This is a genomic window from Streptomyces sp. NPDC045022 (assembly GCF_056432605.1).
In genome coordinates, this window is record NZ_JBWKIR010000004.1 from 1 (window position 1) to 26,401 (window position 26,401).

16 protein-coding genes, 1 tRNA gene and 1 riboswitch are annotated in these 26,401 nt (G+C 73.3%); of the genes, 7 read left to right on the plus strand and 10 right to left on the minus strand.

The window, feature by feature from the left end:
• Positions 1-527: 527 nt before the first annotated feature.
• Positions 528-1,076, minus strand: a complete 549-nt coding sequence (locus AC07C1_RS08660; protein WP_478937846.1) for a MarR family winged helix-turn-helix transcriptional regulator — start codon at positions 1,074-1,076, stop codon at positions 528-530.
• Positions 1,077-1,186: 110 nt separating this feature from the next.
• Between AC07C1_RS08660 and AC07C1_RS08665 the strand changes: the two genes are divergently transcribed.
• Entirely contained in the window at positions 1,187-2,473 is a 1,287-nt protein-coding gene (locus AC07C1_RS08665; RefSeq protein ID WP_478938402.1) for an MFS transporter, read from the plus strand.
• Between the two features lie 120 nt (positions 2,474-2,593).
• On the opposite strand, the gene AC07C1_RS08670 is transcribed toward AC07C1_RS08665, so the two are convergent.
• Entirely contained in the window at positions 2,594-4,240 is a 1,647-nt protein-coding gene (locus AC07C1_RS08670; protein ID WP_478937847.1) for an ATP-binding SpoIIE family protein phosphatase, read from the minus strand.
• 130 nt (positions 4,241-4,370) lie between these two features.
• Positions 4,371-5,750: an NAD(P)/FAD-dependent oxidoreductase gene (locus tag AC07C1_RS08675; RefSeq protein WP_478937848.1), complete on the minus strand. Its 1,380-nt coding sequence runs from the start codon at positions 5,748-5,750 to the stop codon at positions 4,371-4,373.
• A 377-nt stretch (positions 5,751-6,127) separates the two neighbouring features.
• Between AC07C1_RS08675 and AC07C1_RS08680 the strand changes: the two genes are divergently transcribed.
• Positions 6,128-6,964 carry a TetR/AcrR family transcriptional regulator gene (locus AC07C1_RS08680; RefSeq protein ID WP_478937849.1) on the plus strand — a complete coding sequence of 279 codons (837 nt, stop codon included), beginning with the start codon at positions 6,128-6,130 and terminating at the stop codon, positions 6,962-6,964.
• A gap of 580 nt (positions 6,965-7,544) precedes the next feature.
• Here the strand turns inward: AC07C1_RS08680 and AC07C1_RS08685 are convergent.
• Both AC07C1_RS08685 and AC07C1_RS08690 read right to left on the minus strand, forming a co-directional pair.
• Positions 7,545-10,859, minus strand: coding sequence for an AfsR/SARP family transcriptional regulator (locus AC07C1_RS08685; RefSeq protein WP_478937851.1), 3,315 nt, complete (start codon positions 10,857-10,859; stop codon positions 7,545-7,547).
• Between the two features lie 503 nt (positions 10,860-11,362).
• A complete protein-coding gene (locus AC07C1_RS08690) occupies positions 11,363-13,441 on the minus strand; it encodes an asparagine synthase-related protein (RefSeq protein ID WP_478937853.1) in 2,079 nt (692 codons plus the stop codon).
• 779 nt (positions 13,442-14,220) lie between these two features.
• Between AC07C1_RS08690 and AC07C1_RS08695 the strand changes: the two genes are divergently transcribed.
• The 5 genes from AC07C1_RS08695 (at position 14,221) to AC07C1_RS08715 (ending at position 21,096) form a co-directional block, all read left to right on the plus strand.
• Entirely contained in the window at positions 14,221-15,645 is a 1,425-nt protein-coding gene (locus tag AC07C1_RS08695) for an MFS transporter (protein WP_478937854.1), read from the plus strand.
• 147 nt (positions 15,646-15,792) lie between these two features.
• Positions 15,793-17,010 carry an L-2-hydroxyglutarate oxidase gene (gene lhgO, locus AC07C1_RS08700; RefSeq protein ID WP_478937856.1) on the plus strand — a complete coding sequence of 406 codons (1,218 nt, stop codon included), beginning with the start codon at positions 15,793-15,795 and terminating at the stop codon, positions 17,008-17,010.
• A 172-nt stretch (positions 17,011-17,182) separates the two neighbouring features.
• Complete coding sequence (locus tag AC07C1_RS08705) at positions 17,183-18,769, plus strand: N,N-dimethylformamidase beta subunit family domain-containing protein (RefSeq protein ID WP_478937857.1); 1,587 nt, start codon at positions 17,183-17,185, stop codon at positions 18,767-18,769.
• Positions 18,770-18,854: 85 nt separating this feature from the next.
• Entirely contained in the window at positions 18,855-19,679 is an 825-nt protein-coding gene (gene trmB, locus AC07C1_RS08710; protein ID WP_478937859.1) for a tRNA (guanosine(46)-N7)-methyltransferase TrmB, read from the plus strand.
• Between the two features lie 55 nt (positions 19,680-19,734).
• Positions 19,735-21,096, plus strand: coding sequence for a PrsW family intramembrane metalloprotease (locus tag AC07C1_RS08715; protein WP_478937861.1), 1,362 nt, complete (start codon positions 19,735-19,737; stop codon positions 21,094-21,096).
• 106 nt (positions 21,097-21,202) lie between these two features.
• Here the strand turns inward: AC07C1_RS08715 and AC07C1_RS08720 are convergent, their stop codons facing one another.
• The 5 genes from AC07C1_RS08720 to AC07C1_RS08740 form a co-directional block, all read right to left on the minus strand.
• Complete coding sequence (locus tag AC07C1_RS08720; RefSeq protein ID WP_478937862.1) at positions 21,203-22,147, minus strand: aldo/keto reductase; 945 nt, start codon at positions 22,145-22,147, stop codon at positions 21,203-21,205.
• 94 nt (positions 22,148-22,241) lie between these two features.
• Complete coding sequence (locus AC07C1_RS08725; protein ID WP_478937863.1) at positions 22,242-23,273, minus strand: M23 family metallopeptidase; 1,032 nt, start codon at positions 23,271-23,273, stop codon at positions 22,242-22,244.
• Between the two features lie 9 nt (positions 23,274-23,282).
• A riboswitch (cyclic di-AMP (ydaO/yuaA leader) is annotated at positions 23,283-23,449 on the minus strand.
• A gap of 250 nt (positions 23,450-23,699) precedes the next feature.
• Positions 23,700-24,881: a PP2C family protein-serine/threonine phosphatase gene (locus tag AC07C1_RS08730; protein WP_478937864.1), complete on the minus strand. Its 1,182-nt coding sequence runs from the start codon at positions 24,879-24,881 to the stop codon at positions 23,700-23,702.
• Between the two features lie 190 nt (positions 24,882-25,071).
• Positions 25,072-25,145, minus strand: a tRNA-Met gene (locus AC07C1_RS08735).
• 89 nt (positions 25,146-25,234) lie between these two features.
• Positions 25,235-26,368, minus strand: a complete 1,134-nt coding sequence (locus AC07C1_RS08740; protein WP_478937865.1) for a dihydrofolate reductase family protein — start codon at positions 26,366-26,368, stop codon at positions 25,235-25,237.
• Positions 26,369-26,401 lie beyond the last annotated feature (33 nt).

Sequence of the window (26,401 nt, forward strand, 5' to 3'; positions counted from 1 at the left end):
TATCAACATATCTGGCGTTGATTTTTGGCACGCTGTTGAGTTCTCAAGGAACGGTCGCTTCCTTTGTACTCACCCTCTCGGGCTTTCCTCCGGGCGCTTCCCTTCGGTCTTGCGTTTCCGACTCTATCAGACCTTTTCGATCCGATTTCCTCGGTGCTTTCCAGGTTCCCGCTTCCGCGTTTCCCTTTCCGGCGGTTCCGACTCTATCAGATCCTTTCGGTGTCTGACTCCCAGTCAGGGGGGGTTGTCTTCCCGGCCGCTGGGCCGTTCCGACGTCTCAAACCTTAGCGGATCCACCCGGCGATTCCCAATCGGGCCACCGAGTCCCTATTCGAATTGAATTCGGGCACGCCGAAATCAACCCGGTCGGGAGATCATGCTGATGATGTGAGTGGTGCCGCTCGAGGCGGCGGAGGTGCTGTCGCAGAACCGTTACGGCCCCGTGGCAACCCGAAGAACTCTACGGAGCCAGCAGGGGTGTGTCAAGCGACCCTTGTCAAGATCTTTCAAGGCGACGTCGGTCGAGTTCAGTCGAGGTCGCTGAGCCGGCCGCCGGCGTCCGGCTGCGCGTGTTCCACCCTGCGCAGCAGCCGGGTCAGGACCTCGCCGAGCACCGCGCGCTCCGCCGGCGTGAGGTCCTGGAGCAGGTCCTCCTCGAAGACGGTCGCGAGGCGCATCGCCTCCAGCCACTTCTCGCGCCCCTCGGGGGTCAGCTCGACGATGACCCGCACACGGTTGGTCTCGTCGCGCTCCCGGGTGACCAGGCCCTCGGTGACCATGCGGTCGATCCGGTGGGTCATCGCGGCCGGGGTGAGGCCCAGCCGCTTGGCGAGGTCGCCGGGACCCATCCGGTACGGGGCACCCGAGAGGACGAGCGCCTTGAGGACCTCCCACTCGGCGTTGCTGATGCCGAGGTCGGCGGTCTGGCGGCCGTAGGCGACGTTCATACGGCGGTTCAGCCGGGACAACGCCGACACGATCTTCTCGACCTGGGGGTCGAGGTCCTGGAACTCGCGCTGGTACGCGGCGATCTGTTCTTCGAGCGTCGGCTCTGTGACGCCGGGGGTGTCGGCCATGGCCGCAGTATCGCACGCGACGCCTTTGCCTTGAAGTCCTTCGCTGTGTAGTCTTTAGCTTCGAACTTTAGCTTTGAAGTCTTCAGGGCTAACTACTGAGAGAGGTGAACGTGACCAGGGCGATGGGCGCGGCGATGCGCCGGATCCACGTGGGTAACGCACTCAGCGCGTTCGGGCTCGGCTTCACCGTCCCCTACCTGTACGTCTATGTGACGCAGGTGCGGGGCCTGGGAGCCATGACGGCGGGACTCGTGCTCGCCGTCTTCGCCGTGGCCGCGCTGATCGTGCTGCCGTTCGCCGGCAGGGCGATCGTGCGGCGCGGCCCGCTGCCGGTCCTGCTCGCCGCCCTGGTGACCGCCGCTCTGGGCGCGCTGAGTCTCGGGCTGGCGGGCAGCGCCGCCACCGTGCTGCTGTCCTCGGCGGCGCTCGGCGCCGGGCAGGCTGTGATGCAGCCGGCGCTGGCGACGATGATCGTGGACTGCTCGTCGGCGGACACGCGGTCGCGGGCGTTCGCGACGCAGTTCTTCCTGCAGAACCTGGGGCTCGGTGTCGGTGGTCTCATCGGGGGTCACCTCGTCGACACCACGCGCGTGTCCTCGTTCACGCTGCTGTTCGCGATCGAGGCGGCGATGTTCCTGCTGCTGGTCGCGTTGATGGCGACGGTGCGGATGCCGCACTCGCCGCGGATGGAGGACGCGCCCGCGCAGGCGAAGGGCAGCTGGAAGCAGCTGCTCGGGAACCGGGCGATGGTGCAGCTGTCCGTGCTGGGCTTCGTGCTGTTCTTCGCCTGCTACGGCCAGTTCGAGTCGGGGCTCAGCGCGTACGGCGTGGAGGCGGCCGGGATATCCACCTCCGCGCTGGGTACGGCGCTGGCCGCGAACACGCTGATGATCGTGGTCGCTCAGTTCGCCGTACTGAAGTTCGTGGAGCGGCGTCGGCGGTCCCGGGTGATCGCCGGGGTCGGACTGATCTGGGCCGTTGCCTGGCTGGCCGCCGGGTACGCGGGGCTGGGCCAGGGCAGCCAGGAGATGGCGACGGCCGCGTTCGTGTCGACGTACGCCCTGTTCGGGCTGGGCGAGGCGATGCTGTCGCCGACCGTCGCGCCGCTGGTCGCCGATCTGGCGCCGGAGGGCATGGCCGGGCAGTACAACTCGGCTTTCGCGCTGGTCAAGCAGTTGGCGCTGGCGGTCGGTCCGGCCGTGGGCGGGCCCATGGGGGCCTCGCTGCACGCGCCGTACATCGTGACCTTCCTGCTGTTCTCGCTGGGGATCACCGTGCTGGCCCTGCGGCTGGGGCGGCGACTGAGCGCGGTACAGGACCAGCCGTGGCCGGCGCGGGGCAGCCGGGTGGTCACGCGCGGCGGAGCACCCACGGAGCCGGTGGCCGCGGAGGCGTAGGGCTCCCGGTGCGGGGGGGGGCGGGCCGGAGGCCCGGGGAACGGCGCGACCAGCCGCCGCGCACCCGTGGGGGGAGTCGGGCCATGCCCCGCGAGCCCGGCATGATCCGAACGAGAGGCACTAGCGTCTCGGCAGCAGAAACTCGCACCACACCGCCTTGCCGCCGCCGGGCGTTCTGCGGCAGCCCCAGCTGGAGGCGATCGTCGCCACGATCGCGATGCCCCGGCCGGACTCGTCGCCGGGCTCCGCGCGGCGGCGGCGGGGGAGGTGATCGTCGCCGTCCGTCACCTCGATGATCAGGCGGCGGTCGGTGCGGCGGAGCCGTAGCCGCATGGGCGGGATGCCGTGCTGGAGGCTGTTCGCGACCAGTTCGCTGGTTGCGAGGACGCCGAGGTCGTGCAGCTCGACGGGGAAGCGCCAGCTGGTGAGGACGCCGGAGGCGAAGGCACGCGCGCGGGGGGCCGCCTCGACGCCGCCGAGGAGTTCCAGGGCCGCGTTGCGGAAGAGTTCGCTGTCGGGGCCCTTGCGCGACGGGTGCTGGAGGACGAGGACGGCCACGTCGTCGTCGTGGTCGGCGGTGACGCCGGCCGACCGGACCAGGCGGTCGCAGACGACCTGCGGGGTGCCGGTCGCGCCCGCGAGGGCGCGTTCGAGCGCGGCGATGCCCTCGTCCAGGTCCTGGTCACGGCGCTCGACCAGGCCGTCGGTGTAGAGGACCGCCGTGGCGCCGGAGCCGAGCGCGATGGAGCCGGAGGCGTGGATCCAGCCGCCGGTGCCCAGCGGCGGTCCCGTCGGTTCGTCGGCGCGGGAGACGGAGCCGTTCTCGTCGCGGACCAGGATCGGCAGATGGCCGGCGGACGCGTACACCAGGCGGCCCTCGTTGGGGTCGTGGACGGCGTAGACGCAGGTGGCGATCTGGTTGGCGTCGATCTCGGCGGCGAGGCCGTCGAGGAGTTGCAGGACCTCGTGCGGAGGCAGGTCGAGGCGGGCGTAGGCGCGCACGGCGGTGCGCAGCTGGCCCATGACCGCCGCCGCCCGCACTCCCCGGCCCATGACGTCGCCGATGACCAGGGCCGTACGGCCACCGCCGAGGGTGATGACGTCGTACCAGTCGCCGCCCACCGCCGCCTCGGTCCCGCCGGGCTGGTAGGTGGCGGCGATGCGCAGGTCGTCGGGCTGTTCCAGCTCCTGTGGGAGCAGGGAGCGTTGCAGGGTGACGGCGGTCTCGCGCTGCCGGCGCTCGCTGGCACGCAGGCGTTCGGCCGCCTCGGCGTGGTCGGTGACGTCGGTGGCGAAGACGAGTACGCCGCCGTCGCGGTCACCGTCCTCGGCGACGGGGGTGCAGGTGAAGGTGTACGACCGGCCGTCGACGGCCCTGCGGGACTTCAGCGTGCGCGACTTGCCGCTGCGCAGCACCTGGTCGAGGAGCGGGAGCAGACCCAGTTCGGCGAGTTCGGGCAGCGTCTCGCGCGCCGGTGCGCCGGTGATCGGGGTGCCGAAGGCCGCCGCGTAGGCGTCGTTGACGTAGGCGATGCGGTGGTCGGGGCCGTGGACCAGGGCGACGAGGGCCGGGACGCGGTCGAGGACGTCGCGCGAGGGCAGTTCGTCGACGGCGGGTACCGGGGGTGTCCCGTCGGGCCGCTGTTCGACGCGGGCCGCGGGCACGGAGCCTTCCCCCCGCCGGTCCAGGGAGACCGGGGTCTCGGTCCGCGCTGCGGCGCGGCGCTGCGTTCCGGGGAGCCGGGCGCTCCAGCGCGTGAAGTTCACTGTGGGAAAAGCCTCGTGGGTGCTGAGGGCGGGCGGGTGGCCCGTCAGAGGACGTGGGCAGTCTGGCAGGGGGCGGGCCGCGACGACATCCGTCAGACGCCTCGGCGGTCCGTGGAGTTCCTCGGTCCCGTCAGGACGACCCCTTCGGGTCGTCCGAGGGGCTGTGAGGAGGCTTTCCACCGGCCGCGAGTTCGAACTCGGCTCGCGGATGTTCGAGTGAACCGAGCGAGACGATCTCCCTTTTGAAGAGCCCGGCGAGGGTCCATTCGGCGAGCACCCGGGCCTTGCGGTTGAAGGTGGGAACCCGGCTGAGGTGGTAGACGCGGTGCATGAACCAGGCAGGGTAGCCCTTCAGCCTGCGCCCGTAGACCTGGGCGACGCCCTTGTGCAGGCCCAGTGAGGCGACGGAGCCGGCGTACTTGTGCGCGTACGTCTCCAGGGGCTCGCCGCGCAGCGCGTGGGCGATGTTGTCGCCGAGGACCTTGGCCTGGCGGACGGCGTGCTGGGCGTTGGGGGCGGTGTCGGTTCCGGGTTCGGCCGCGGTGACGTCGGGAACGGCCGCCGCGTCGCCCGCCGCCCAGGCGTGCTCCACGCCGTCGACGGTCAGCCGGGCCGTGCACTTGAGGCGGCCGCGGGCGGTGAGCGGCAGATCGGTGGCGGCGAGCAGCGGGTGCGGTTTGACCCCGGCGGTCCACACGAGTGTGCGGGTCGGGAAACGCTGGCCGTCGCTGAGGACGGCGACCCGGTCGGCACAGGAGTCCAGGCGGGTGTTCAGCAGGACCTGGATGTTGCGGCGGCGCAGCTGGGTGACGGTGTAGCGGCCCATCTCCTCGCCGACCTCGGGCAGGATGCGGTCGGAGGCCTCCACGAGGATCCACTTCATGTCCTCGGGGCGGACGTTGTGGTAGTAGCGCGCCGTGTAGCGGGCCATGTCCTCCAGTTCGCCGAGCGCCTCCACGCCCGCGTAGCCGCCGCCCACGAACACGAAGGTGAGTGCGGCGTCGCGGATCGCGGGGTCGCGGGTGGAGGAGGCGATGTCCATCTGCTCGATGACGTGGTTGCGCAGGCCGATGGCCTCTTCGACGGTCTTGAAGCCGATGCCGTACTCGGCGAGGCCGGGGATGGGCAGGGTGCGGGCGATCGAGCCGGGGGCGAGCACCAGCTCGTCGTAGCCGATCAGTTCGGCCGCCCTGCCCTCCTCCGCGGTGGCGAGCGTGGTGATGGCAGCGGTGCGCACCGCGTGGTCGATGGATGTCACCTCGCCGATGACGACGTGACACCGGTCCAGAACGCGGCGCAACGGTACGACGACATGGCGAGGCGAGATCGAACCGGCTGCCGCCTCGGGCAGGAACGGCTGATACGTCATGTACGGGTCGGGAGTGACGACGGTGATGTCGACGTCACCCCGTTTGAGCTCGCCCTTCAGCTTCCGCTGCAGGCGCAGGGCCGTGTACATCCCGACGTAGCCGCCGCCGACAACGAGAATGCGCGCACGTTCCTTCACCATCCCATGACGCACCCGGCGCTGTTGTTTGTCCACAGCCCCGGCAATTTGTGTGACTGGCGGCCGGGTGTGCGCGAGGCCGGCCGCGGTGTCCGGGTGGGACGAAAGGGGGCAGGTCAGCGGGGGCGGACGACAGGGTGCGAAGGTGCGTAATCGGGACGTACATGACCCGTACTCCGATCGAGGGGCGCACTGTGCGGAACCTGCCCCTTCTGAATTGACCCTCTCTCAACTATGTTCGTGTGTCGACGGAGTGTAGGGAATGTGGTCGATCGGGTCCGCGACGGGCGGTTCCGGTCGAGACCGACGCCAGTTCCGCGCACTCCGGATTCAGTGACGGGGAGAGTCTCCGGGGGGAGACGTCATTACCGGGGGAACACATGCATGTTCAGGACACGCATTGGTCATCTGCAGCCGCCATCGCGCCCGGTGGCGGCGTGGTGAGCGCGGCGACGGGCAACGGACGCGCGGACGGGGCGCGTACGTCGCCGCTGCGCGTGGACGCACAGCGCAATCTGGAGCACGTGCTGCGTGCGGCGCGTGAGGTGTTCGGCGAGCTGGGATACGGGGCGCCGATGGAGGACGTGGCGCGGCGCGCGCGGGTCGGGGTCGGCACGGTGTACCGGCGCTTTCCCAGCAAGGACGTACTGGTCCGGCGGATAGCCGAGGAGGAGACGACGCGGCTGACCGAGCAGGCGCGGACCGCGCTCGGGCAGGAGGAGGAGCCGTGGTCGGCGCTGTCCCGGTTCCTGCGGACGTCCGTGGCGTCGGGGGCGGGCCGGTTGCTGCCGCCGCAGGTGCTGCGGGTTGGCTCCGCCGGTTCGGCCGACTCGGACGGTTCGTCGCGCTCGGTCGGCTCAGGCGGTTCGGTCGGTTCCATCGGCTCGGTCGGCTCGGTCGGCTCGGTCGGCTCGGTCGAAGAGGCTCGGGTGCCTCAGCAGCGGGCGCAGCCGGGGGCCGGTGAGCTGCGGCTGGTGGCGGACGAGGCCGCGGTGGTGGCCGACGACAGCGCGGCCGGGGCGCTGCTCGAGGTGGTCGGGCAGTTGGTGGAACGTGCGCGGGCGGCGGGTGAGCTGCGGGCGGACGTGTCCGTGTCCGACGTGCTGCTCGTGATCGCCACGGCGGCGCCGTCGCTGCCGGATGCCGAGCAGCAGGCGGCGGCGTCCGCGCGGTTGCTGGACATCCTGCTGGAGGGGCTGCGGTCCCGGCCGATGTAGCTGGTGCCGCTCGCCTCGGCTTCGCCTTCGGCGGTATTCGGTTTCCCACCCGCACCACCCGTGCGGCTGTCGCGGTCGGGTGCGGGTGGCCCCCGTGGGACGCAATCACCGTCGGCGGCTGCGGGCGGTCTCCCTGGGCGCAATCGCCGTCGGAAACGGCGGGGGGCTTCCTGGGGCAATCGCCGTCGCCGGAAGCTGCGGGCGGTCTCCCTGGGCGCAATCGCCGTCGGAAACGGCGGGGGGCTTCCTGGGGCAATCGCCGTCGCCGGAAGCTGCGGGCGGTCTCCCCAGGGCCATCGCCGTCGGAAACGGCGGGGGTCTTCCTGGGCAATCGCCGTCGTCGGAAGCTGCGGGCGGTCTCCGCAGGGCCATCGCCGTCGGAAACCGCGGGCGGTCTACCCGAGGCGCAATCGCCGTCCGAAACCGCGGGCAGTCTCCCTGGGCGCAATCGCCGGTGGAGGCTGCCCGTGGTTTCTGTGCGCGCGTTCGCCATGTGTCGCCGACGGGGGTGAGGGTCGGTGCCGGTTCTCGGGGTGTGGGTGGCCCCTTTGAGTCCCGGATCACCTGCCGGTAGCCGCCCCTAACGGCGGCCTTCGGCAGCCGCCGTCGTCGCGTGCAGCTCGTGCAGGACGTCCGCCACGTCGAAGGTCGCGCCCCGGGCGCGCTCGGCCGCGAACCGCTCGGCGGGCAGGGCCGCACGGGCACCGGCGAGCACCCGGGTGGCCTCGCCGCGCTCCGGCTCGGGGCGCTGACGGCCGTCGCACCAGTGGTCCGCGCATGCGAACAGCCGGAGGGCGCCCGGCAGATCGCCGAGCCGGGCCAGCAGACCGGCGCCGGTGTCCACCAGCCCCGCCGTTGCCCACTCGGCGCACCGCTGCGCCACGGCCTCGCTCAGCGCCTCGGCGAGCACCACAAGCCCGTGCGCCGGGCCGGACTCGTCGGCCACGAGGAGTGCCTCGACCGTCCGCAGGTCCGCCACGAACTGCGGTGGCAGGGTGCCTCCGAGTGTCACCGCGCAGGTCGCCTCGTACAGCTCGCGGGCCTGTGCTGTCTGCCCGTCGTGCAGCGCGATGCGGGCGCGCAGCAGCAGGACGAAGGCGCGTGAGTCCGGCACGGCGTGCCGGTCGGCGGCCGCCCCTGCCTCGTCCAGGGCGGTCAGCGCGGTCTGCCGGTCGCCGGAGCGGTAGGCGATCTCGGCGAGCCGCGCCATCAGGAACGGCGACTCGGCGTACGCGCCCACCTCGTAGGCGAGCCGCAGCGCCTCCTCGTACTCGCTGCCTGCCTCGTCGAACCGGCCGCGCACCATGGCCGCCTCGCCGGCCGCGCTGCACACCTGCGCCCGCATCCAGCGGTCCCCGACGCGCCGGCTGAGTGGCCGCAGCTCGGCCAGGTCCTCGTCCACGCCCCGGAGATTGCCCGGGGAGTCGACGGTGACGTGGGTGCGGTACATCAGGGAGACCCCGACCTCCCAGTCACCGCCATGTCTACGGCAGTTGGCGACGGTTGCGGCCATGTCCGGGCCGACGTCCGCCGGACCTCCCAGGTAGTAGCTGGTCAGTGGCCAGACGATGCCGGGGAACCGCGCGGCCGGCGGGCCGCCGTGCTCATAGGCGGCCCGTACCCGCGAGACGTACTCCGGGGCCCGCTCGTCGGCGCCCAGGTGCTCCGTGCCCGACTCCGACGTCAGGAACAGGTCGAGCATCCGCAGGTCCATGCGCAGCTCGCGCAGCGGGTGCCCGGCCTCACCGTCGGGGGCGGCGAGGAAGGCACCCACCGGGTCGGCGCACTCCACCCGTGCCATCAGCTCGCCCGCCGGTGCTCCGGCGGGCAGGCCGTCCAGGGCCACGCCCAGGCGGAGCACCAGCCGTACCCAGGCAACGGCTTCCTGGCGATAGTTGCGCAGCCACCAGAACCAGCCGACGGCCAGGGTGATCGCGCCGGCCTCCGCCTCGTCGCCGGCGCGCACGGCGCGGTCCAGGGCCGCCCGGATGTTGTCCAGTTCGGCCTCCGTCCGGGAGATCCAGGGCAGCTGCGCCGCGGACCGCAGCTGCGGCTCGGCCTCCTCGACCAGCGCCCGCACCCACGCGCGGTGCCGGCGCTCGGCCGCGGCGCGCAGGCCGGGAACCTCGGCCGCGCGCTCGATGGCGTACTCGTGAATGGTCTCCAGCATGCGGTAGCGCATGCCGCTCGCGCAGGTGTCACCGTCCGGCCCGGGCGGGGCGGCCACCACCAGGGACTTGTCGACGAGTGCCCCGATCAGGTCCGTCGCCGGGCCGGTGCACACGGCCTCGGCCGCCGCGAGGTCCCAGCCGCCGGCGAACACCGACACCTCGCGCAGCACCGTGCGCTCCCGCTCCTCGAGCAGGTCCCAGGACCAGTCGACGACCGCCCGCAGGGTCTGCTGGCGGGGCAGGACCGTGCGGCTTCCGGTGGTGAGCAGGCGGAAGCGGTCGTCGAGCCGGTCGGCGATCTGCCTCGGGGTCAGCAGCCTGAGCCGGGCGGCGGCCAGCTCGATGGCGAGCGGCAGCCCGTCCAGGCGGCGGCAGATCTCCGCCACGGCCTGGGTGTCGGCGAGCACCGCGTCGGCGTCGGGACGGACGGCCTTCGCCCGCTCGGCGAAGAGGCGGTGCGCCTGCTCCGGGACGAGGGGCTCCACGGGGCGCACCGACTCACCGGGGACGCCCAGGGGTTCACGGCTGGTCGCGAGGATCGTGAGCCCGGGGCAGTGGGTGAGGAGGGTCTCGGCGAGGGCGGCGGTGGCGCCGATGACGTGCTCGCAGTTGTCAAGGATCAGGAGCCTGCTGCGCGGGGCGCAGTACTCGATCAGCAGGGCCGTGGGGTCGGCCTGCCCGGTCGTCAGGTCGTTGGTCAGCAGCACGGTCTCGCGCAGACCGAGCGCGCTGACCACCGCGCCCGGCACCGCCTCGGGATGGTCGAGCGGGGCCAGCTCCACCAGCCATGCCTGGGGGAGCCCCGCGGCGGCCTCCTCGGCGAGGCGGGTCTTTCCGGAGCCGCCCGGTCCGGTGAGCGTGACCAGGCGGGCCCTGTGCAAGTCGGAACGGATGGCGTCGAGTTCTGGTTCCCGGCCGACGAAGGACGTCAGACGGGGGCGGAGATTGCCGGTGCGCTCGGCGGGTCGGGCGGGGACCGCCGCCGCCGGCTTCGGCGGCTCGGCGTCCTGCTGCTTCAGCAACGAGGCGTGCAGGGCCTTCAGTTCCGGGCCGGGGTCGGTGCCGAGGGTGTCGGCGAGGACGCGGCGGGCCGACTCGTAGGCCGTGAGGGCGTCGGCCGGGCGGCCCGTGTCGCGCAGGGCGCGGATGAGGAGGGCGTGCAGGGGTTCGTCGTACGGGTGGGCCGCGGTCAGTTCCCTCAGCTCCGGTACGGCGTCCTGGGCGCGGCCGAGGTCGAGGGCGGCCGCGGCGCGGGCGCGGTGCGCCTCCAGGCGCAGGGCCTCCGGGCGGGTGGCCGCGGTGCGGTCCGGGAGGTCGGCGAGGGCCGGGCCGTACCAGAGGGCGAGGGCCCGGGTGAGGGCGTCGTGCGCGGTGGCCGGGTCGCCGTCGGCCAGGGCCTTGGTGCCGGTGTGGGTGAGCCGCTGGAAGGCATGCAGGTCCACGTCGTCCTCGGTCGCTTCGAGGCGGTAGCCGCCGGGGGTGGAGGCGACGGTGTGCCGGCCGAGGGTGCGGCGGAGGCGGCCGATCAGGGCCTGGAGGGCGGCGGGGGCGTCCTGGGGCGGGTCGTCCGCCCAGACCTCGTCGATGAGGGTCTCGGGGGTGACGGTGCGGCCGGGACGGAGGGCGAGGGCGGCGAGGAGCGTGCGGAGGCGCCGGCCGCCGATGGGCAGGGGAGTGCCCTGGTCGTCTGCTGCTTGGGCCGGGCCCAGGATTCTGTACCGCACCCGGTCATTGTCGCGAGGGGCGCGGGGGTGGGGCACGGGGGTTTCGGAACCGGCGCGGGATCGGCGCCCTTGGGTTCGGCCGGGTGGGGCGGGCAAGCACGGCGCAGCATGGGGCCCGGTGTTGCGGCCGGCCCGGAGTGGGAACGAGGCGAAACGGGTGCCCCGTGCCGGCGCCGGCCGGGGGTTGACGCGCTTGCCGGCGCCTGCGGGGCGCCGCTGCGCCCACCCGTGCCGCCCCAGCGGCACGACTGCCCGCAGCCGCGCAAGCACGGTCGCCGGTGCCAGTTGACCGCCGTCCCTACCGCACGACGGCCCGCACCGACAGCGCCAGGGCCGCTCGTTTGGATCATGCCGGGCTCGCGGGGCCCGGCGTGATCCGAACGAAAGGCCCTGGCAAGTGCGGTCGCCGCAGCCTCTTGGCGGCGCGGGGAACTGCGCGACGGGCCAGGACGAACCCGCAGGCTCCGTACCGCGGAAGTCCGGTAGGCGGCGCCCCGAGTGCTTCAGGCGCCCGGCGCCAGAGCGCCCCTTCTCGGCTGGATCCCGGAGGGGACCGCGCGGGCGCGGGCCGGGGTGCCGGTCCAGCAGGTGCCGCGGCGCGAAAGGAGGCGGCGGAGCCAGAGTTCGAGGGAGACCAGGTCGGCGAGACCGTCCAGGGGGAGGGGCTCGCCCGCCGCCGCCGCGCGCAGGGCCTTGCGGACGACGCGGGCCTCCACCAGACCGGCGTCGGCCAGCAGAGGGGTGGCGAAGAGGTCCAGCAGGGGGTCGGCCGACACGCGCAGTCCCGCGCGCGTGGCCGCCGCGGAGGAGGCGTGGGAGGGGGCGCCCCAGCCGGGCGGGAGGTCGGTGACGCCGGCGCCCTCCAGGACCCTACGGAGGGTGGCCGCGCGGGCGCCCGGCTGGACGCGCAGCGCCTCCGGGAGGTCGCGGCAGGCGCGGACGACCTGGTTGTCCAGGAAGGGCGCGTGCAGGCGCTGGGAGCGGATCTCGGCGGCCTGTTCCAGGACGCGCAGATCGGCGGCGTACCGGGTGAGGGCCGCACGCGCGCGGTGGTCACCGGGGCGCCGGTCGGGCCCGGTGGCGGAGCGGTCCTCCGCGCCCTGGAGCAGAACCGATACTTCAGCCAGTGCCTCACCCGTCAGCCAGCGCGCGGCCGGCCCGGGTCTGGCCCAGGTCAGCGCGGCCAACGACGCGCCGACCGCCCCCTTGGGCTCGTCGAAGCGGCGCCGCATCAGCCGCTCGGCCAGCACCTCCAGACCCACTCGGTACGGAGTGCGGGCCAGCCGCCGGGCCGCGCCGTACACGCGCGCGGGGACCATCACCGAGCCGTCGGCCCGGGCAAGGGCGGCGACGGGCCGGACCAGGTACCGGCGCTGGCGGTCCATCAGCAGGTCGGCGAGGCGGGCGGGGTGGGCGTCCAGGACCTGGCGGGCGCCGTGTCCGGTGAAGTGGTCGGCGCTGCCGGCGGCGAGCCGGGCGCGGTGCCGGACCGCCGTGACCAGCGAGGGCCCCGGCTCGTCGGTGAGGGGGCCGTCGAGGTCGCCGTAGGGCAGGCTCTCCTCGCCGCCGGTGACCACGACGTGGTGCAGCCGGGGGTTGGCGGCGAGAGCGCCGGCGCGTTCCAGTTCGGCCTCGCGGCCGCCCACGGCGAGGTCGTTGAAGGTGACGGCGAGGAGCCGTTCGCCCGCGCCCGCCCCGTGGCCGAGGAGCGTGCCCGGTCTGCCGGGCAGCCCGGCGGCCAGCAGCGCGAGGGTGCCGGAGGCCGGGCCACCGGAGAGGTCGGCGCCGATGCCGGGCACCGGCATCCCGCGCGCGGCCCGCCGCTCGGCCGGCCCCATGCCGGGCACCGGCCCGGGGTCGAGGTCGGGCACGTGCCGGGGTGCCGACAGCCGGGTGCGGACCGCCTCCACGAGGGCGTCCCGTACGGCGTCCACGGCGCGGTCGGGGTCGGCCGGCGGTGCGGCCACGGCGAGGGAGGCGACCGGCTCGTACCCGACGATCTCGCGCGCTCCGGCACGCAGCACCAGCGCGTGCCCCGGCGGAATGCGCCGTACGCCGTCGTACGGGGTGGTGTCGCGCAGCGCGGCCGGTACGTCGGGGGCGGCGAGCAGGGCGGCCAGGTGGCCGAAGTCGAGGTTGGCCTCGATGAGGTCGGCGAGGGGCAGCGCGGCGGTGGCGTAGGCCGTACCGCCGGCCCAGGGGGTGTGGAACACCGGGCGGGCGCCCGCGAGGTCGCCGCATACGGTGATCCGGCGGCCCACCTGGACGACCGCCGTGTAGCTGCCGGACCAGGTCGTCAGATGGCGCAGCGCGCCCCCGCGCGCGGTGAACAGCCCGCGCCGCAGCTCCTCGTCGGAGGCGCCGCAGATACCGAGGACCGCGATGCGGTTCTGTCCGTCGGCGTGCACCACGCGCACCTCGTCCGGGCGCCAGTCGCCGACGGCCCACAGCGGGTCCGGGTCGCCCCACAGGAGGTGGGAGCCGACCGGGTGCAGGGTCTCGCCCTCGTATCCCAGGGCGCCCGCGGTGCCGATCCCGGCGGCGCCCGCGGCGGTGCTGCTCCAACCCACCAACCACCGCATCGACGCCTCCACAGGCTGTGGACCACCACTGCACCGCATGAACCGGGTCCCCATGCTGCCATGAAGGACGCGCCATGGAGGGGCGGTGGCGCGGCCTTCGATCGAGGGAAAACAACTGAGGCCGCCGGGAAGGCCGTGACGGTGGTCGAGGAGGACGCCGCGCGGGAAGCCGGGCGGAACTCGCCTGGAGCGCGCGGGCAGTTGGCGGGCGCGCGGCGCAACGGTCCCTGCGGACCCGAGGCGTGCGACGCGAATGCGCCCCCGATACGCTCCCTCAAAACGCCCCTCACGCCCCCAAGTTCCATGGTCGCGGCGGCGATCGGCCTGGCGAGTCGGGGACGATTTTCGGCCAAATAAGCGGAGCGGGGCTCGCGTTGAGCACGCTCCGTACAGGCCTGCGGAACGCGTCGTGACGCACAAACGCGCACAGTCCGGGAGGCGGGCATCGCCTCCCGGACCGGTCCGCCACCCGCGGGGATGTAGGTGGCGGTGTCCCCCAGCCCACTGGATCCAGTACAGCGGGCCGACCCACGCAAGAGCCATGGAACCGCTCCCCCGGTGGCCGGAGAAGAGCGCACGGACGGGCGCACGGCCACACGGCCGGGGGCACGTGGCGACAGGCCGTGCACGCTGCGTACAGGGCCGCGCTTCGGTACGGACCACAATCCCGCCATCCGGAAGAATGCCCCTTAACGCTTGGGATGCGGCGAACTACGCTGGGTTTACGAATGCCGCGTGGTTATGCCAGCGCGACAGCCGTCTGTGTCGAGGGGTGGCGCATGTCCAGGGAGCAACGCGGGCCGAACGAAAAACTCGGCACCGTTCTCGCCCTCGCGGGAATCAGCAACGCAGGACTCGCGCGTCGCGTCAACGACCTTGGCGCACAACGCGGGTTGACTCTTCGCTACGACAAGACGTCCGTGGCGCGCTGGGTGTCGAAGGGGATGGTTCCGCAGGGTGCGGCGCCGCACCTCATCGCGGCCGCCATCGGACAGAAGCTCGGCCGCCCGGTGCCGCTCCACGAGATCGGCCTGGCGGACGCGGACCCCGCGCCCGAAGTGGGCCTCGCCTTCCCCAGGGACGTAGGACAGGCGGTGAAGTCGGCGACGGAGCTGTACCGTCTCGACCTCGCCGGACGCCGGGCCGGCGCCGGTGGCATCTGGCAGTCGCTCGCCGGGTCGTTCGCGGTGAGCGCATACGCAACGCCTGCCTCACGATGGCTGATAACCCCCGCCGACACCTCGGTCGCGCGCGATGCGGGTCCCGGCGAGGACTCGGGCGCACCGACCAAAGTCGGCCACAGCGATGTACAGAAGCTGCGGGAGGCCGCCGAGGACGCCAGGCGGTGGGACTCCAAGTACGGGGGCGGTGACTGGCGTTCGTCGATGGTGCCGGAGTGCCTGCGGGTGGAGGCGGCACCGCTGCTGCTCGGCTGCTACTCCGACGAGGTGGGCCGCGCCCTGTTCGGGGCCTCCGCGGAACTGACCCGCCTGGCCGGGTGGATGGCCTTCGACACCGGGCAGCAGGAGGCCGCGCAGCGGTACTACATCCAGGCGCTGCGGCTCTCGCGCGCGGCGGCCGATGTGCCGCTCGGGGGTTACGTCCTCGCCTCCATGTCGCTGCAGGCGACGTACCGGGGCTTCGGTGACGAGGGCGTCGACCTGGCCCAGGCCGCCCTGGAACGCAACCGGGGGCTGGCGACCGCCCGCACCATGAGCTTCTTCCGGCTGGTCGAGGCGCGGGCCCACGCGCGCGCGGGAGACGCACAGGCGGCCGGCGCGGCGCTGAAGGCGTCCGAGGGGTGGCTCGAGCGGTCCAGGGAGGGGGACAACGACCCGACCTGGCTCGGTTTCTACGGCTACGACCGGTTCGCCGCCGATGCCGCCGAGTGCTACCGGGACCTCAAGGCCCCGCGGCAGGTCCGGCGCTTCACCGAGCAGGCGCTGTCGAAGCCCACGGAGGAGTTCGTGCGGTCGCACGGGCTGCGGCTGGTGGTCTCGGCGGTGGCCGAGCTGGAGTCCGGGAACCTGGACGCGGCCTGCGAGCAGGGGGTGCGGGCCGTGGAGGTCGCCGGGCGGATCTCGTCGGCGCGGACGACGGAGTACGTGAAGGATCTTCTGCACCGGCTGGAGCCGTACGGGGACGAGCCGCGGGTCGTCGAGCTGCGGGAGCGGGCTCGGCCCCTTCTGATGACGCCGGCGTAGCGGGCGCGGCGTCCGCCGGGCCGCCGCGCTCGGGCGCCGCGGGCTGCCCGTGGCTCCTCGCACGGTTCCCCGCGCCCCTTCGGACGCTGTGCCCGCCCGGCGTTTGAAGGCGTTGTCAGTGGCGCAGTGCACTATCGGTAGCGGGAGGTGGTGCAGGTGCCGGTCGGTGCGTACGACTGTGATGTGCTCGTGGTCGGCGGGGGGATCGTCGGGCTGTCGACGGCGTACGCGATCACCCGGGCCGCGCCGGGTACGCGGGTGACCGTGCTGGAGAAGGAGCCGGGCCCGGCCCGGCACCAGACGGGGCGCAACAGCGGGGTCATCCACAGCGGGATCTACTACCGGCCGGGCTCGCTCAAGGCGCGGTACGCGGTGCGGGGCGCCGCCGAGATGGTGAAGTTCTGCGCCGAGTACGGCATCGCGCACGCCGTCACCGGCAAGCTGATCGTCGCCACCGGACGGGACGAGCTGCCGCGGCTCCACGCACTCGTGCAGCGCGGCCGCGAGAACGGGATCCCGGTGCGGGAGCTGGGTCCCGCGCAGATCGCCGAGTACGAACCCGAGGTGCGCGGCCTCGCGGCGATACACGTCGGCACGACCGGCGTGTGCGACTTCGTGGGGGTCGCGCGGCAACTGGCCCGGGCGTCCGGGGCGGAGATCCGCTACGGCGCGAGGGTCGTACGGGTGGACCGGCGGCCGGAGCGGGGCGTGGCCGTGCTCACCGCCGGCGGGGACGTCGTACGCGCGCGGGTGCTGGTGAACTGCGCCGGACTGTACTGCGACGAGGTGGCACGACTGACCGGGGACGAGCCGGAGGTGCGGATCGTGCCGTTCCGCGGGGAGTACTACGAGCTGGCGCGGCCGGAGCTGGTGCGGGGACTGGTGTATCCGGTGCCGGACCCGGCGTTCCCGTTCCTCGGGGTGCATCTGACCCGGGGCATCGACGGGGGCGTGCACGTCGGCCCGAACGCGGTGCCGGCGCTGGCCCGGGAGGGATACGGCTGGGGGGTCGTACGCCCCCGGGAGCTGGCCGGGACCATGGCGTGGCCGGGGTCGTGGGCGATCGCCCGGCGACACTGGCGGTACGGGGCCGGGGAGCTGCGGCGGTCGGTGTCCAAGGGGGCGTTCCTGGATGCGGTGCGGAGGCTGTTGCCCGCGGTGGAGGCCGATGACCTGGTGCGGGCCCCTGCCGGGGTGCGGGCGCAGGCGGTGCTGCGGGACGGGACGCTCGTGGACGACTTCCTGATCCGGGAGGGGGTGCGGGCGGTGCACGTGCTCAACGCGCCGTCACCCGCGGCCACCGCTTCTCTGCCGATCGGGCGGGAAGTGGGGCGGCGGGTGCTGGAGCTGCTCGGCTCGCTGTAGGGCGTACCCGGGGGCCTGCCCCCCGGACGCGGTCGTGTTCACCGCCGAGCTGGTCGCCGTGGCCGCGCCCCCATGACGCCCCGCGGCCGAGAGCGGGGCGCGCGGCCCGCATTGCTGTGCCACCTTGGCCCCGAGGGGAGGTGACGCGCGAGCGGCGAGCAAGGGAGGCGGCATGGGCACGGATCCTGCCCCGCAAGGAGGGCCGGAACACGGGACGGCACAGGCGCGGCGGCTGGGGCGCAGGCGCTTCCTCGGAGCATGCGCCGGCCTCGGGCTCGCCTCGGTGACGGCCGCCGCCTGCGACGCGGCCGCTCCCCCGCGCGAGCACCACCGAGCGGCCGTCTCCCTCCGGCCCGAAACGGAACGGGACCGGCCGGGGACGCCCGATTGGCGTATCGCTTCCCGGGGTCCCGCCCCGGCCATCACCGGCTACGCGGACCGGGTGAGCGTGACGCCGGGCGAGGAGTGCGGCCTGTATGTCTCGACGACCGCGTCGTCCTTCCGGGTCTCGGCCTTCCGCGTCGGCTGGTACGGAGGGGCCCAGGCCCGGCTCGTGTGGTCGTCGGCGCGCATACGGGGCCGCGCCCGGCCGGAGCCCCGCTTCCTGCCGGACACCCGCACCGTGCGCGCGGACTGGCCGCGCACCCTCACGTTCGGCACGGCCGGCTGGCCGGAGGGCGCGTATCTGCTGCGACTGGAGGCGGACAGCGGCCACCAGCGCCACATCCCGCTGATCGTGCGCTCCACGCAGGGCACGGGCCGGACGGTCCTGATGCACGCCCCGGCCACCTGGCAGGCCTACAACCGGTGGGGCGGCTACAGCCTCTACGCCGGTGTCTCCGGCGCGTACGCCACCCGCTCCCTGGCCGTCAGCTTCGACCGGCCCTACGACGCCGGCGGCGCGGAGACGTTCATGGTGTACGAACGGGCGGCGGTGGTGCTGGCGGAACGGCTCGGCATACCCCTCGCCTACACCACCGGGACGGATGTGCACCGCGACCCGGAGGTCCTGCGCGGCGCCGCCGCGGTCGTCTGTCCGGGGCACGACGAGTACTGGACCTCGGAGCAGCGCCGGCATGTCACAGCGGCCCGTGACGCCGGCACCAACGTGCTCTTCCTCGGCGCCAACACCTGTTTCCGCCGGGTCCGCCTCGAGCAGGGGGAGACGCGGCCGGACCGCACGGTGGTCTGCTACAAGTCCTCCGTCCGGGCCGACCCCTGCTACACCACCCAGCCCGCCCTGGTGACCACCGACTTCCGCCGGGGTCCGGCGCCGGATCCCGAGTCGTCGCTCACGGGAGTGCTCTACGAGGGCTACCCGACGGACGCGCCGTACGTCGTCCACGCGGCGGACCACTGGCTGTACGAAGGAACGGGCGTACGGCCCGGCGACGGCTTCGGCCACCTGGTCGGCGTCGAATACGACCGGGTCACACCCGGTGCGCCCGTCCCCGAGCCGCTGGAGATAACGGCCCACTCCCCCCTGGTGTGCGGTGGCCGCCGCAGCCACAGCGACTCGGCCTACTACACGGTCCCGAGCGGCGCGGGGGTGTTCGCCACCGGCACCATGCGCTGGGTGGAGGCCCTCATGGCCGGCACCCCCGACGGCGGCCGCGACCACGGGATGGATGCCCGTACCCGCACCTTCGTGACCCGCACGACGGAGAACGCCCTGCGAGCCTTCGCGGAGGGCCCCGCCGCCCGGCACCGCCCGGCAGCACGCCCGAACGTCAGCGAGGTGTACAAGGCCGGGGCATGAGGCCGCGGCCGCCGGACCGCGGCGCCCGCCCGTGGCTGTCGGCTGGAAGGGTGCCGTCCCGCGGCGCCGTAAAATCTGTCTTACTGTGTCTGACTTCCTCAACACCCCCGAAGCCCCTTCGTCGGCCCCGCACGCCCCCGGTGCCTCCGTCCGGCACACCCGGGCGAAGGGGGAGCCCCGGTTTCCCGACGGTCCGAAGGCCGATCCGGCCGGGTCGCACTTCGAGCGGCGGATCCGGAGTTTCCAGCCGCGCCGCAGCCGGGTGACGGCCGGGCAGGCCGACGCCCTGCAGCGGCTGTGGCCCAAGTGGGGGCTGGACATCGACGGGCAACGGGTGATCGATCCGGCCGAGCTGTTCGGGAACGGCAACCCCGTCGTGCTGGAGATCGGCTTCGGGATGGGCGAGGCCACCGCTCAGATGGCCGCCGCCGACCCGGACACCAACATCCTCGCGGTCGATGTGCATACGCCGGGGCAGGGCAATCTGCTCGCCCTCGCCGACCGGGACGGGCTGGCCAATGTCCGGGTGGGCAACGGGGACGCGATCATCCTGCTCCGGGAGATGATCCGGCCCGACTCGCTGGACGGGCTGCGCGTGTACTTCCCCGACCCCTGGCCCAAGAAGCGGCACCACAAGCGGCGGCTCATCCAGCCCGAGTTCCTGACGCTCGCCGCGACCCGGCTGAAGCCCGGCGCGCTCGTGCACTGCGCGACCGACTGGGAGCCGTACGCCGAGCAGATGCTCGAGGTTCTCGGCGCGCATCCCGACTTCGAGAACACGCAGGCGGACGGCGGTTTCGCGGCACGCCCCGCGTTCCGGCCGCTGACCCGTTTCGAGGGGCAGGGACTGGACAAGGGACATGTGGTGCACGATCTGCTCTTCCGGCGCGTACCGCACCACGACCGGTAGCCAGGTCCGGAAAACCGCGCCGGCCCCTCGTCGCGACACCGTTAGGGTCGATGCCGTGGCCACCAGTGCTCCGTACCCGATACCGCCCGCCAGCCCCGGCTCCGGGGCGCTCCGCCACCCGCACTGGTGGCAACGCGGATGGGTGCGGTACGGGGCGCTGATCACGCTGCTGGCGCTGTCCGGGCTGGTGATCCTCGCGCTGGTACGGCGCCAGACCGGCACGGAGGGGCTCCTGGTCGGGGTCGGACTGGCCGTGCTGCCCGTGCCCTGGCTGACAGCCGCCTTCCGGTGGCTGGACCGGGTGGCACCGGGCCCCTGGCGGAACCTGGTCTTCGCCTTCGCGTGGGGCGCCTGCGCGGCGGCGCTGATCGCCATCGTCGCCAACACCTTCGCGACCAAGTGGATCGCCACCGCCACCGCCGATCCGGTCGGTGCCGACACCCTGGGCGCCACCGTGATAGCGCCGGTCGTCGAGGAGTCCGCCAAGGCCGCGGCCGTACTGCTGGTCTTCCTCTTCCGCAGACGTGACTTCACCGGGATCGTGGACGGGATGGTGATAGCCGGGATCACCGCCACCGGGTTCGCGTTCACCGAGAACATCCTCTACCTCGGCACGGCCTTCGGGACCGACCAGGTCACCGGTGGCCGGGGCATCGCCTCCGTCACCGCCGCGACCTTCTTCGTACGCATCGTGATGTCCCCGTTCGCACACCCCCTGTTCACGGTCCTCACCGGCATCGGCTTCGGTATCGCCGCGCTGTCCGGGGAGCGGCGGCGGCTGCGGCGGGTGCTGCTGCCGGTCTGCGGGCTGCTGCTGGCGATGAGCATGCACGCCTTGTGGAACAGCTCCTCCACCTTCGGCCAGTACGGGTTCTTCGCCGTCTACGGCGGATTCATGGTGCCCGCGTTCGCGCTGCTGACCTGGCTCGCGGTCTGGACTCGGCAGCGGGAGCTGCGGACCGTGCGGGAGGAGCTGCCGCCGTATGTGCCGGCCGGGTGGCTGGGGCCGGCCGAGCCTTTCGCGCTCGGGTCGATGCGGGCGCGGCGGATGGCCCGGGAGTACGCCCGGCACCACTTCGGGGGGCGGCCGGCCGCGCGGGCGGTGGCTCAGTACGAGGCGTACGCCACCTCGCTGGCGCTCCTGCGGCACCGGGGGCGGCGGGGGCGGGCCGGGGCCGACTTCGTCGTACGGGAGCGGGAGTTGCTGACCGAGCTGTGGCTACGCAGGGGCATGGCGCGGCCGGCTCTGGAGTACGCGGCCGGGGCTTCCGTTCCGGCGCCGGTGTACTGGGCGCCGCCACCGTACGGGTATCCGGCGGCGCCGTACGGGTATCCGGCGGCGCCGTACGGGTATCCGGCGGCGCCGTACGGGTATCCGGCAGTGCCGTATCCCTCGTACAACCCGTATCGCGGTTAGGCGGGGGCAGCCGGACACCGCCGGACCGCCGGGCACCGCCGCCCTCGTGGCTGATCGCCGCCTGCGGCGGAGAAGGGCCCGCCGCGGGCGGAACCGGCGGCTGGGGTCAGGCCGATGCCTCCGTCAGTTTCCTCAGGTCCTCGTCCGTCAGGCTCAGCCGCGCCACCGCGAGCAGGGCCGGGAGCTGGTCGACCGTTCGGGCCGAGGCGATGGGGGCCGTGATCGTCGGCTGGGCCGCGAGCCAGGCCAGGGCGACCGTGGCGACCGGGGCGTCGTGGGCGGCGGCGATCTCGTCCAGGGCCGCCAGGACTCGCCGGCCGCGCTCGGACTCGGCGTGCTTCGCGGCCCCGGTGGCGCGGGCGCTGTCGACGGTCGTACCGGGGCGGTACTTGCCGGTGAGGAAACCCGAGGCGAGGGCGTAGTAGGGCACGGCGGCGAGACCCTCACGGGCGGCCAGGTCCTGCAGCGGGCCCTCGTAGGTGTCGCGGGAGACCAGGTTGTAGTGCGGCTGGAGGGCTACGTAGCGGGCCAGGCCCTCGCGGTCGGAGAAGTCCAGGGAGGCCTGGAGACGTTCGGGGGTGATGTTGGACGCGGCGATGTGCCGGACCTTGCCGGCCCGCACCAGCTCGTCCAGCGCGCCGATGATCTCCTCGACCGGCACCTCGGGCTTGTCGAAGTGGGTGTAGTAGAGGTCGATGTGGTCGGTGCCCAGGCGGCGCAGGGACGCGTCGGCGGCGGCCTTGATGTTGGCGGCGGACAGGCCCTGGTACTCGGGGTGCTGGCTGACCTTGGTCGCGATGACGACGTCGTCGCGGTTGCCGCGGGCCTTGACCCACTTGCCGATGATCGTCTCGGACTCGCCGCCCTTGTTGCCCTCGATCCAGGCGCTGTAGCTGTCGGCGGTGTCGAGGAAGTTGCCGCCGGCGGCTGCGTAGGCGTCGAGGACGGCGAAGGAGGCCTCCTCGTCGGCGGTCCAGCCGAAGACGTTGCCGCCGAGGGAGAGCGGGAAGACCTCGAGGTCGGAGGAACCGATTTTGCGCAGAGAAGTCATGCTCTACGTCAACGCCGGCGACGGATGATCTCATTCCGCCGCCGGCGCCGAGTTCCCGCGAAGGGATGCCCCGCGGTTCTTCCGGAGGGCCGCGTCAGGGGGTGAGGCCCTTGTCCCGCAGCCACGGCATCGGGTCGGTACCGGTGGCCTGCCCGCCCGGGTGGAGCTCCAGGTGGAGGTGCGGGCCGGTGACATTGCCGGTGGCGCCGACGCGGCCGATGACCTCGCCGGTGGAGACCTTCTGGCCGACCGTGACGTTGATCGAGGACTGGTGGCAGAACCACAGCTCGGTGCCGTCGTCGAGGGTGAGGACCGTGCGGTAGCCGTAGGCGCCGGCCCAGCCGGCCTGGGTGATCGTGCCGCTGTGGATGGCCTTGATGAGGGTGCCCGTGGGCGCGGCGAAGTCGAGGCCGGTGTGGTAGCCGGAGGACCACATCGAGCCGGCCTGGCCGAACGTCGAGGTGATCGTGTACGAGGACGTCGGCAGCGTGTACTGCTTGGCCAGCTCGGCCAGCCGCTTCTCCGCGGCGGCCTTCCTGGCGGCGGCCTCCGCCTTCTCCTTGGCGGCGGCGGCCTTGGCGGCGGCGTCCTTCTCCGCCTTGGCGGCGGCGTCCGCGGCCTGCTTCTCGGTGGCGGCGAGCGCGGCGGCGGTGGCCTTGCCGTCGGCCTTGCTCTGCTGCTGCTCGGCCTGGGCCATGATCCGGTTGCGCAGGGCCTCGCCCGCGTCGGTGTGCTGCTCGGCGTCGGCGGAGGTCACGCCCACGTCGCTGAGCGCGGTGGTGGTGGCCTCGGGCGCCGGGGCGGAGTCGTCCTCGAAGAGCGAGCCGACGGAGGGCAGGTCCGGCAGGGAGATGGAGACCGGCGGCTTGCCGGTGTTGGCGCTGGCCATGCCGCCCGCGCCGACCGCGGCCATCACGCCGACGCCGAGGACGGTGGAGCTGCGGGCGAATCCGCCGCGCTGCTTGGCGACACGGTGCCGGCCGCGGACCGGGGCGACGGAGTCCTCGGTCGGGTTCCACTCCTCCCAGGGGCCCTCCTCGGCGCGGTAGGAGCCGTAACCGAAGGTCTCGGTGTCGGCTTTCGCCGGTATGAACGGGGCTTCTGGGGCAGGGCGGTTGGACGCCACGCGGGCGCGCTCCTTTCCTTCCTCCGCCTACCGGGTTAGCTGACGGGTTCGGAGCAGGAAGGTCTCCTACGCGCGTAAACCGGACGTGGACTCAGCGAGTTCACATCGGCATCCGCGTGATTCACCCCAAGGTGGTGGTTCCCCGGTTCCCTTGCGGGATTCGGCGCGTGCGCACGGAGCCGCCTCTGGTGACGGCTGGGACGACCGCGCTGCGTTATCGAACGTTAATAGACGCGCCAGGCACTTTCCAAGCCGTTCGACTTGATCATCAGCATTTCCGGACGGGAACCTATCCATCATGACCGCTGCAAATCGGACGAGTTGACCGAGGCTCAGGAGTCACAGAAGTTTTGATGGTGACTCAGATGGTATGCGGACGGCGGTCGCCCGGTCACCGTCGGTGAGGGCACTCATCGCTGAGGGCACTCAGGGCTGCCGTACGGCGAGCAGCGCCATGTCGTCCGTCATGCCGCCGCCGGAGTGCCGCCTGACCTCCTCGGCGAGCCGGGCGAGGAGCGTGCCGGGGTCGCGGAACGTGCGTCCGGCGAGCCGTCGTTCGGGTTGATAGAACCGGCCGTGGGCGTCCCGGGCCTCGGACAGGCCGTCGGTGTAGAGCAACAGGGTGGCCCCGCTGGGGAAGCCGGCCTCCAGCGTCCGGTCGGGCCATATGCCGAGGTCGCCCATGCCGAGCGGCAGCGCCGGCTCGTGCGCGGTCAGGGTGCGCAGGGTGCCGTCGGCGTGCAGCAGCAGCGGGGCCGGATGGCCCCGGTTGACGACGCGTACGACTCCCTCGCCGTGCGGGAGTTCGGCGAGGACGGCGGTGGTGAACCCCTCGAACGCGTCGATGCCGTCCCGCCGGGTGCCCTCGCGGGCCAGCGCCCGCTCCAGCCGCTCGGCGACCGCCTCCAGCGTGGCCTCCCGCTCGGCCGCCTCCCGGAACGCCCCGATCAGCACGGCGACGGCGGCGACCGCGCCCAGGCCCTTGCCGCGCACGTCGCCGACGACCAGCCGGACGCCGTACGGGCTGTCCTGCACCGCGTAGAGGTCGCCACCGATGAACGCGTCCTGGCGTGCCGCCTCGTAGCAGGCGGCGATCTCGAAGCCGCCGATCCGCGCCGCCGGCTCGGGCAGGACGGCCCGCTGGGCGGCCTCGGCGATCTCCCGGGCGGAGGCCAGGCGCCGGTCGCCGCGGCGGACCACCCGGTTGATGGCGACGGCCAGCAGGGCGACCGAGGCCACGGTCACCACGTCCGTGACGGTGGCCACGACCGGGTGGGCGCCGGCCTGGGCGTGCACCGCGTAGACGGCGGCGAGGGCCACGAGGCCGGTCAGGACGGTGGTGCTCAGCGCGGCCAGGGGCGCGGCGATCAGCGGGGCGGCGGTGAAGAACGGGACGGCGGTGAAGTCCTCGGGGGTGAGCAGGCCGTAGAGGACGCCGCCGGCGATGAGCAGGGCGGGCAGGGCGCGGGCCAGGGTGCGCGGGCTCGGGCGCCGGGTCCGGTGCGCCGGTGCGGGTGCGTCGCCGAGGCCCGGGTCGGGCACGGGGTCGCCGGGAAGCCGGCCACCCGCCCTGGCGTACGCGTTCTGCTCCACCTCACCAGGGCGCACCGCTTGTCTCCCACGTGTCCGACGTACGTCCAGGTTTGCGGGCACAGGGGCGGGGGGCGACCGCTGTGGACCGACCGGATGACCAGCTGTGACGTATGCCACTTGGGCTCCCCGGACGCGAATCCCGGTCATCCGGGGAAAACACTCAGGGCCGGAATCCATGTGCTGGATTCCGGCCCTGAGTCTTCAGTAGCGGGGACAGGATTTGAACCTGCGACCTCTGGGTTATGAGCCCAGCGAGCTACCGAGCTGCTCCACCCCGCGTCGTTGTGTCTCTACTGTACGCCACGCGCAGGTCGGATTGCACATCGGTTCCCGCGGGCCCTGCTCACGCGGCCCCCCGGGGGGCGCGGTCACCCCGGCAGGTGGGCGTTCGGGGCCTTGGCGAGCGCCTCGAACTCCGGGAGTACGACGACCTCGGCTCCCCCGTCGAGCAGCACCCCCGTGCCGTCGGCCGCCGCGACGAAGGTGTCCGGCTCCCGCCAGGCGGTGACCACCCGGCGTACCCCGGCCCGCAGGATCAGCTCGGCACAGGGCGCGGGACGGGAGGCGCGGCGGGCGCAGGGCTCCAGGCTGCTGTAGACCGTGGCCCCGGCCAGCCTCGGGTCGGCCCGGTCGATCTTGGCCAGCGCGGCCTCCTCCGCGTGGACCACCGGGTCGCCGCCCTCCCGGGAGTGGCCGCGGGCCAGTTCGGTGCCGTCGGCGGCGACCACGACCGCGCCGACGCTGAAGGCCGTCTCCGAGGGCGGACACAGGGCGGCGAGTTCGCAGGCGGCGCGCAGCCAGTGGCGGTCGGCGGCGGTGGGAGCCGGGCCGGCACCGGGGGCCGTGGGCTCGTAACGCATGAGGACGACGTCCTCAATGCGGCGGGTCTCGACCAGGCGCAGCCGGCCGCCCTGGTAGGCCCCGGGGCCGAACAGGCGCGGGGCCGCCGGGTCGCCGACGAAGAGGGGGGCGAGGACCAGCTGGAGTTCGTCGGCGAGGCCCTGCTGGAGGAGCTGGGTGTGCACCCGGCCGCCGCCCTCGACCATCAGGCGCCCGACTCCGCGTACGTCGTGCAGGTCCTCGAGCAGGGCCCGCCAGTCGAGGCCGGCGCCGAGCGGGACGACGTCGGCGGTGCCCCCGAGGAGGCTCGTGGCCCGTTCGGCGCCCTTGTCGGTCGTGTAGACGAGCTTCTCGCCACCGGTGTGCCAGAAGTTGGCCTCGGGGTCGAGGTCGCCGGTGGCGGTGACGGTCACCTTCAGCGGGTAGGCGGGCCTGCCCGCCGCCAGCCGGGCCGCGCGGCGCTCGGGGGAGTTGACCAGCAGGCGCGGGTTGTCGGCGCGGATCGTGCCGGCGCCGATGAGGATGGCGTCGACGGAGGCCCGTACGTCGTCGACCCGGTCGAAGTCGGCCGGGCCGGACAGCAGGAGCCGCTCGGGACCGGTGTCGTCCAGGAAGCCGTCGAGGGAGACGGCGGCGGACAGCAGCACGTACGGCAGGGGCATCGGCGCACTCCCTCGCGGCGGCCCGGTGGGCCC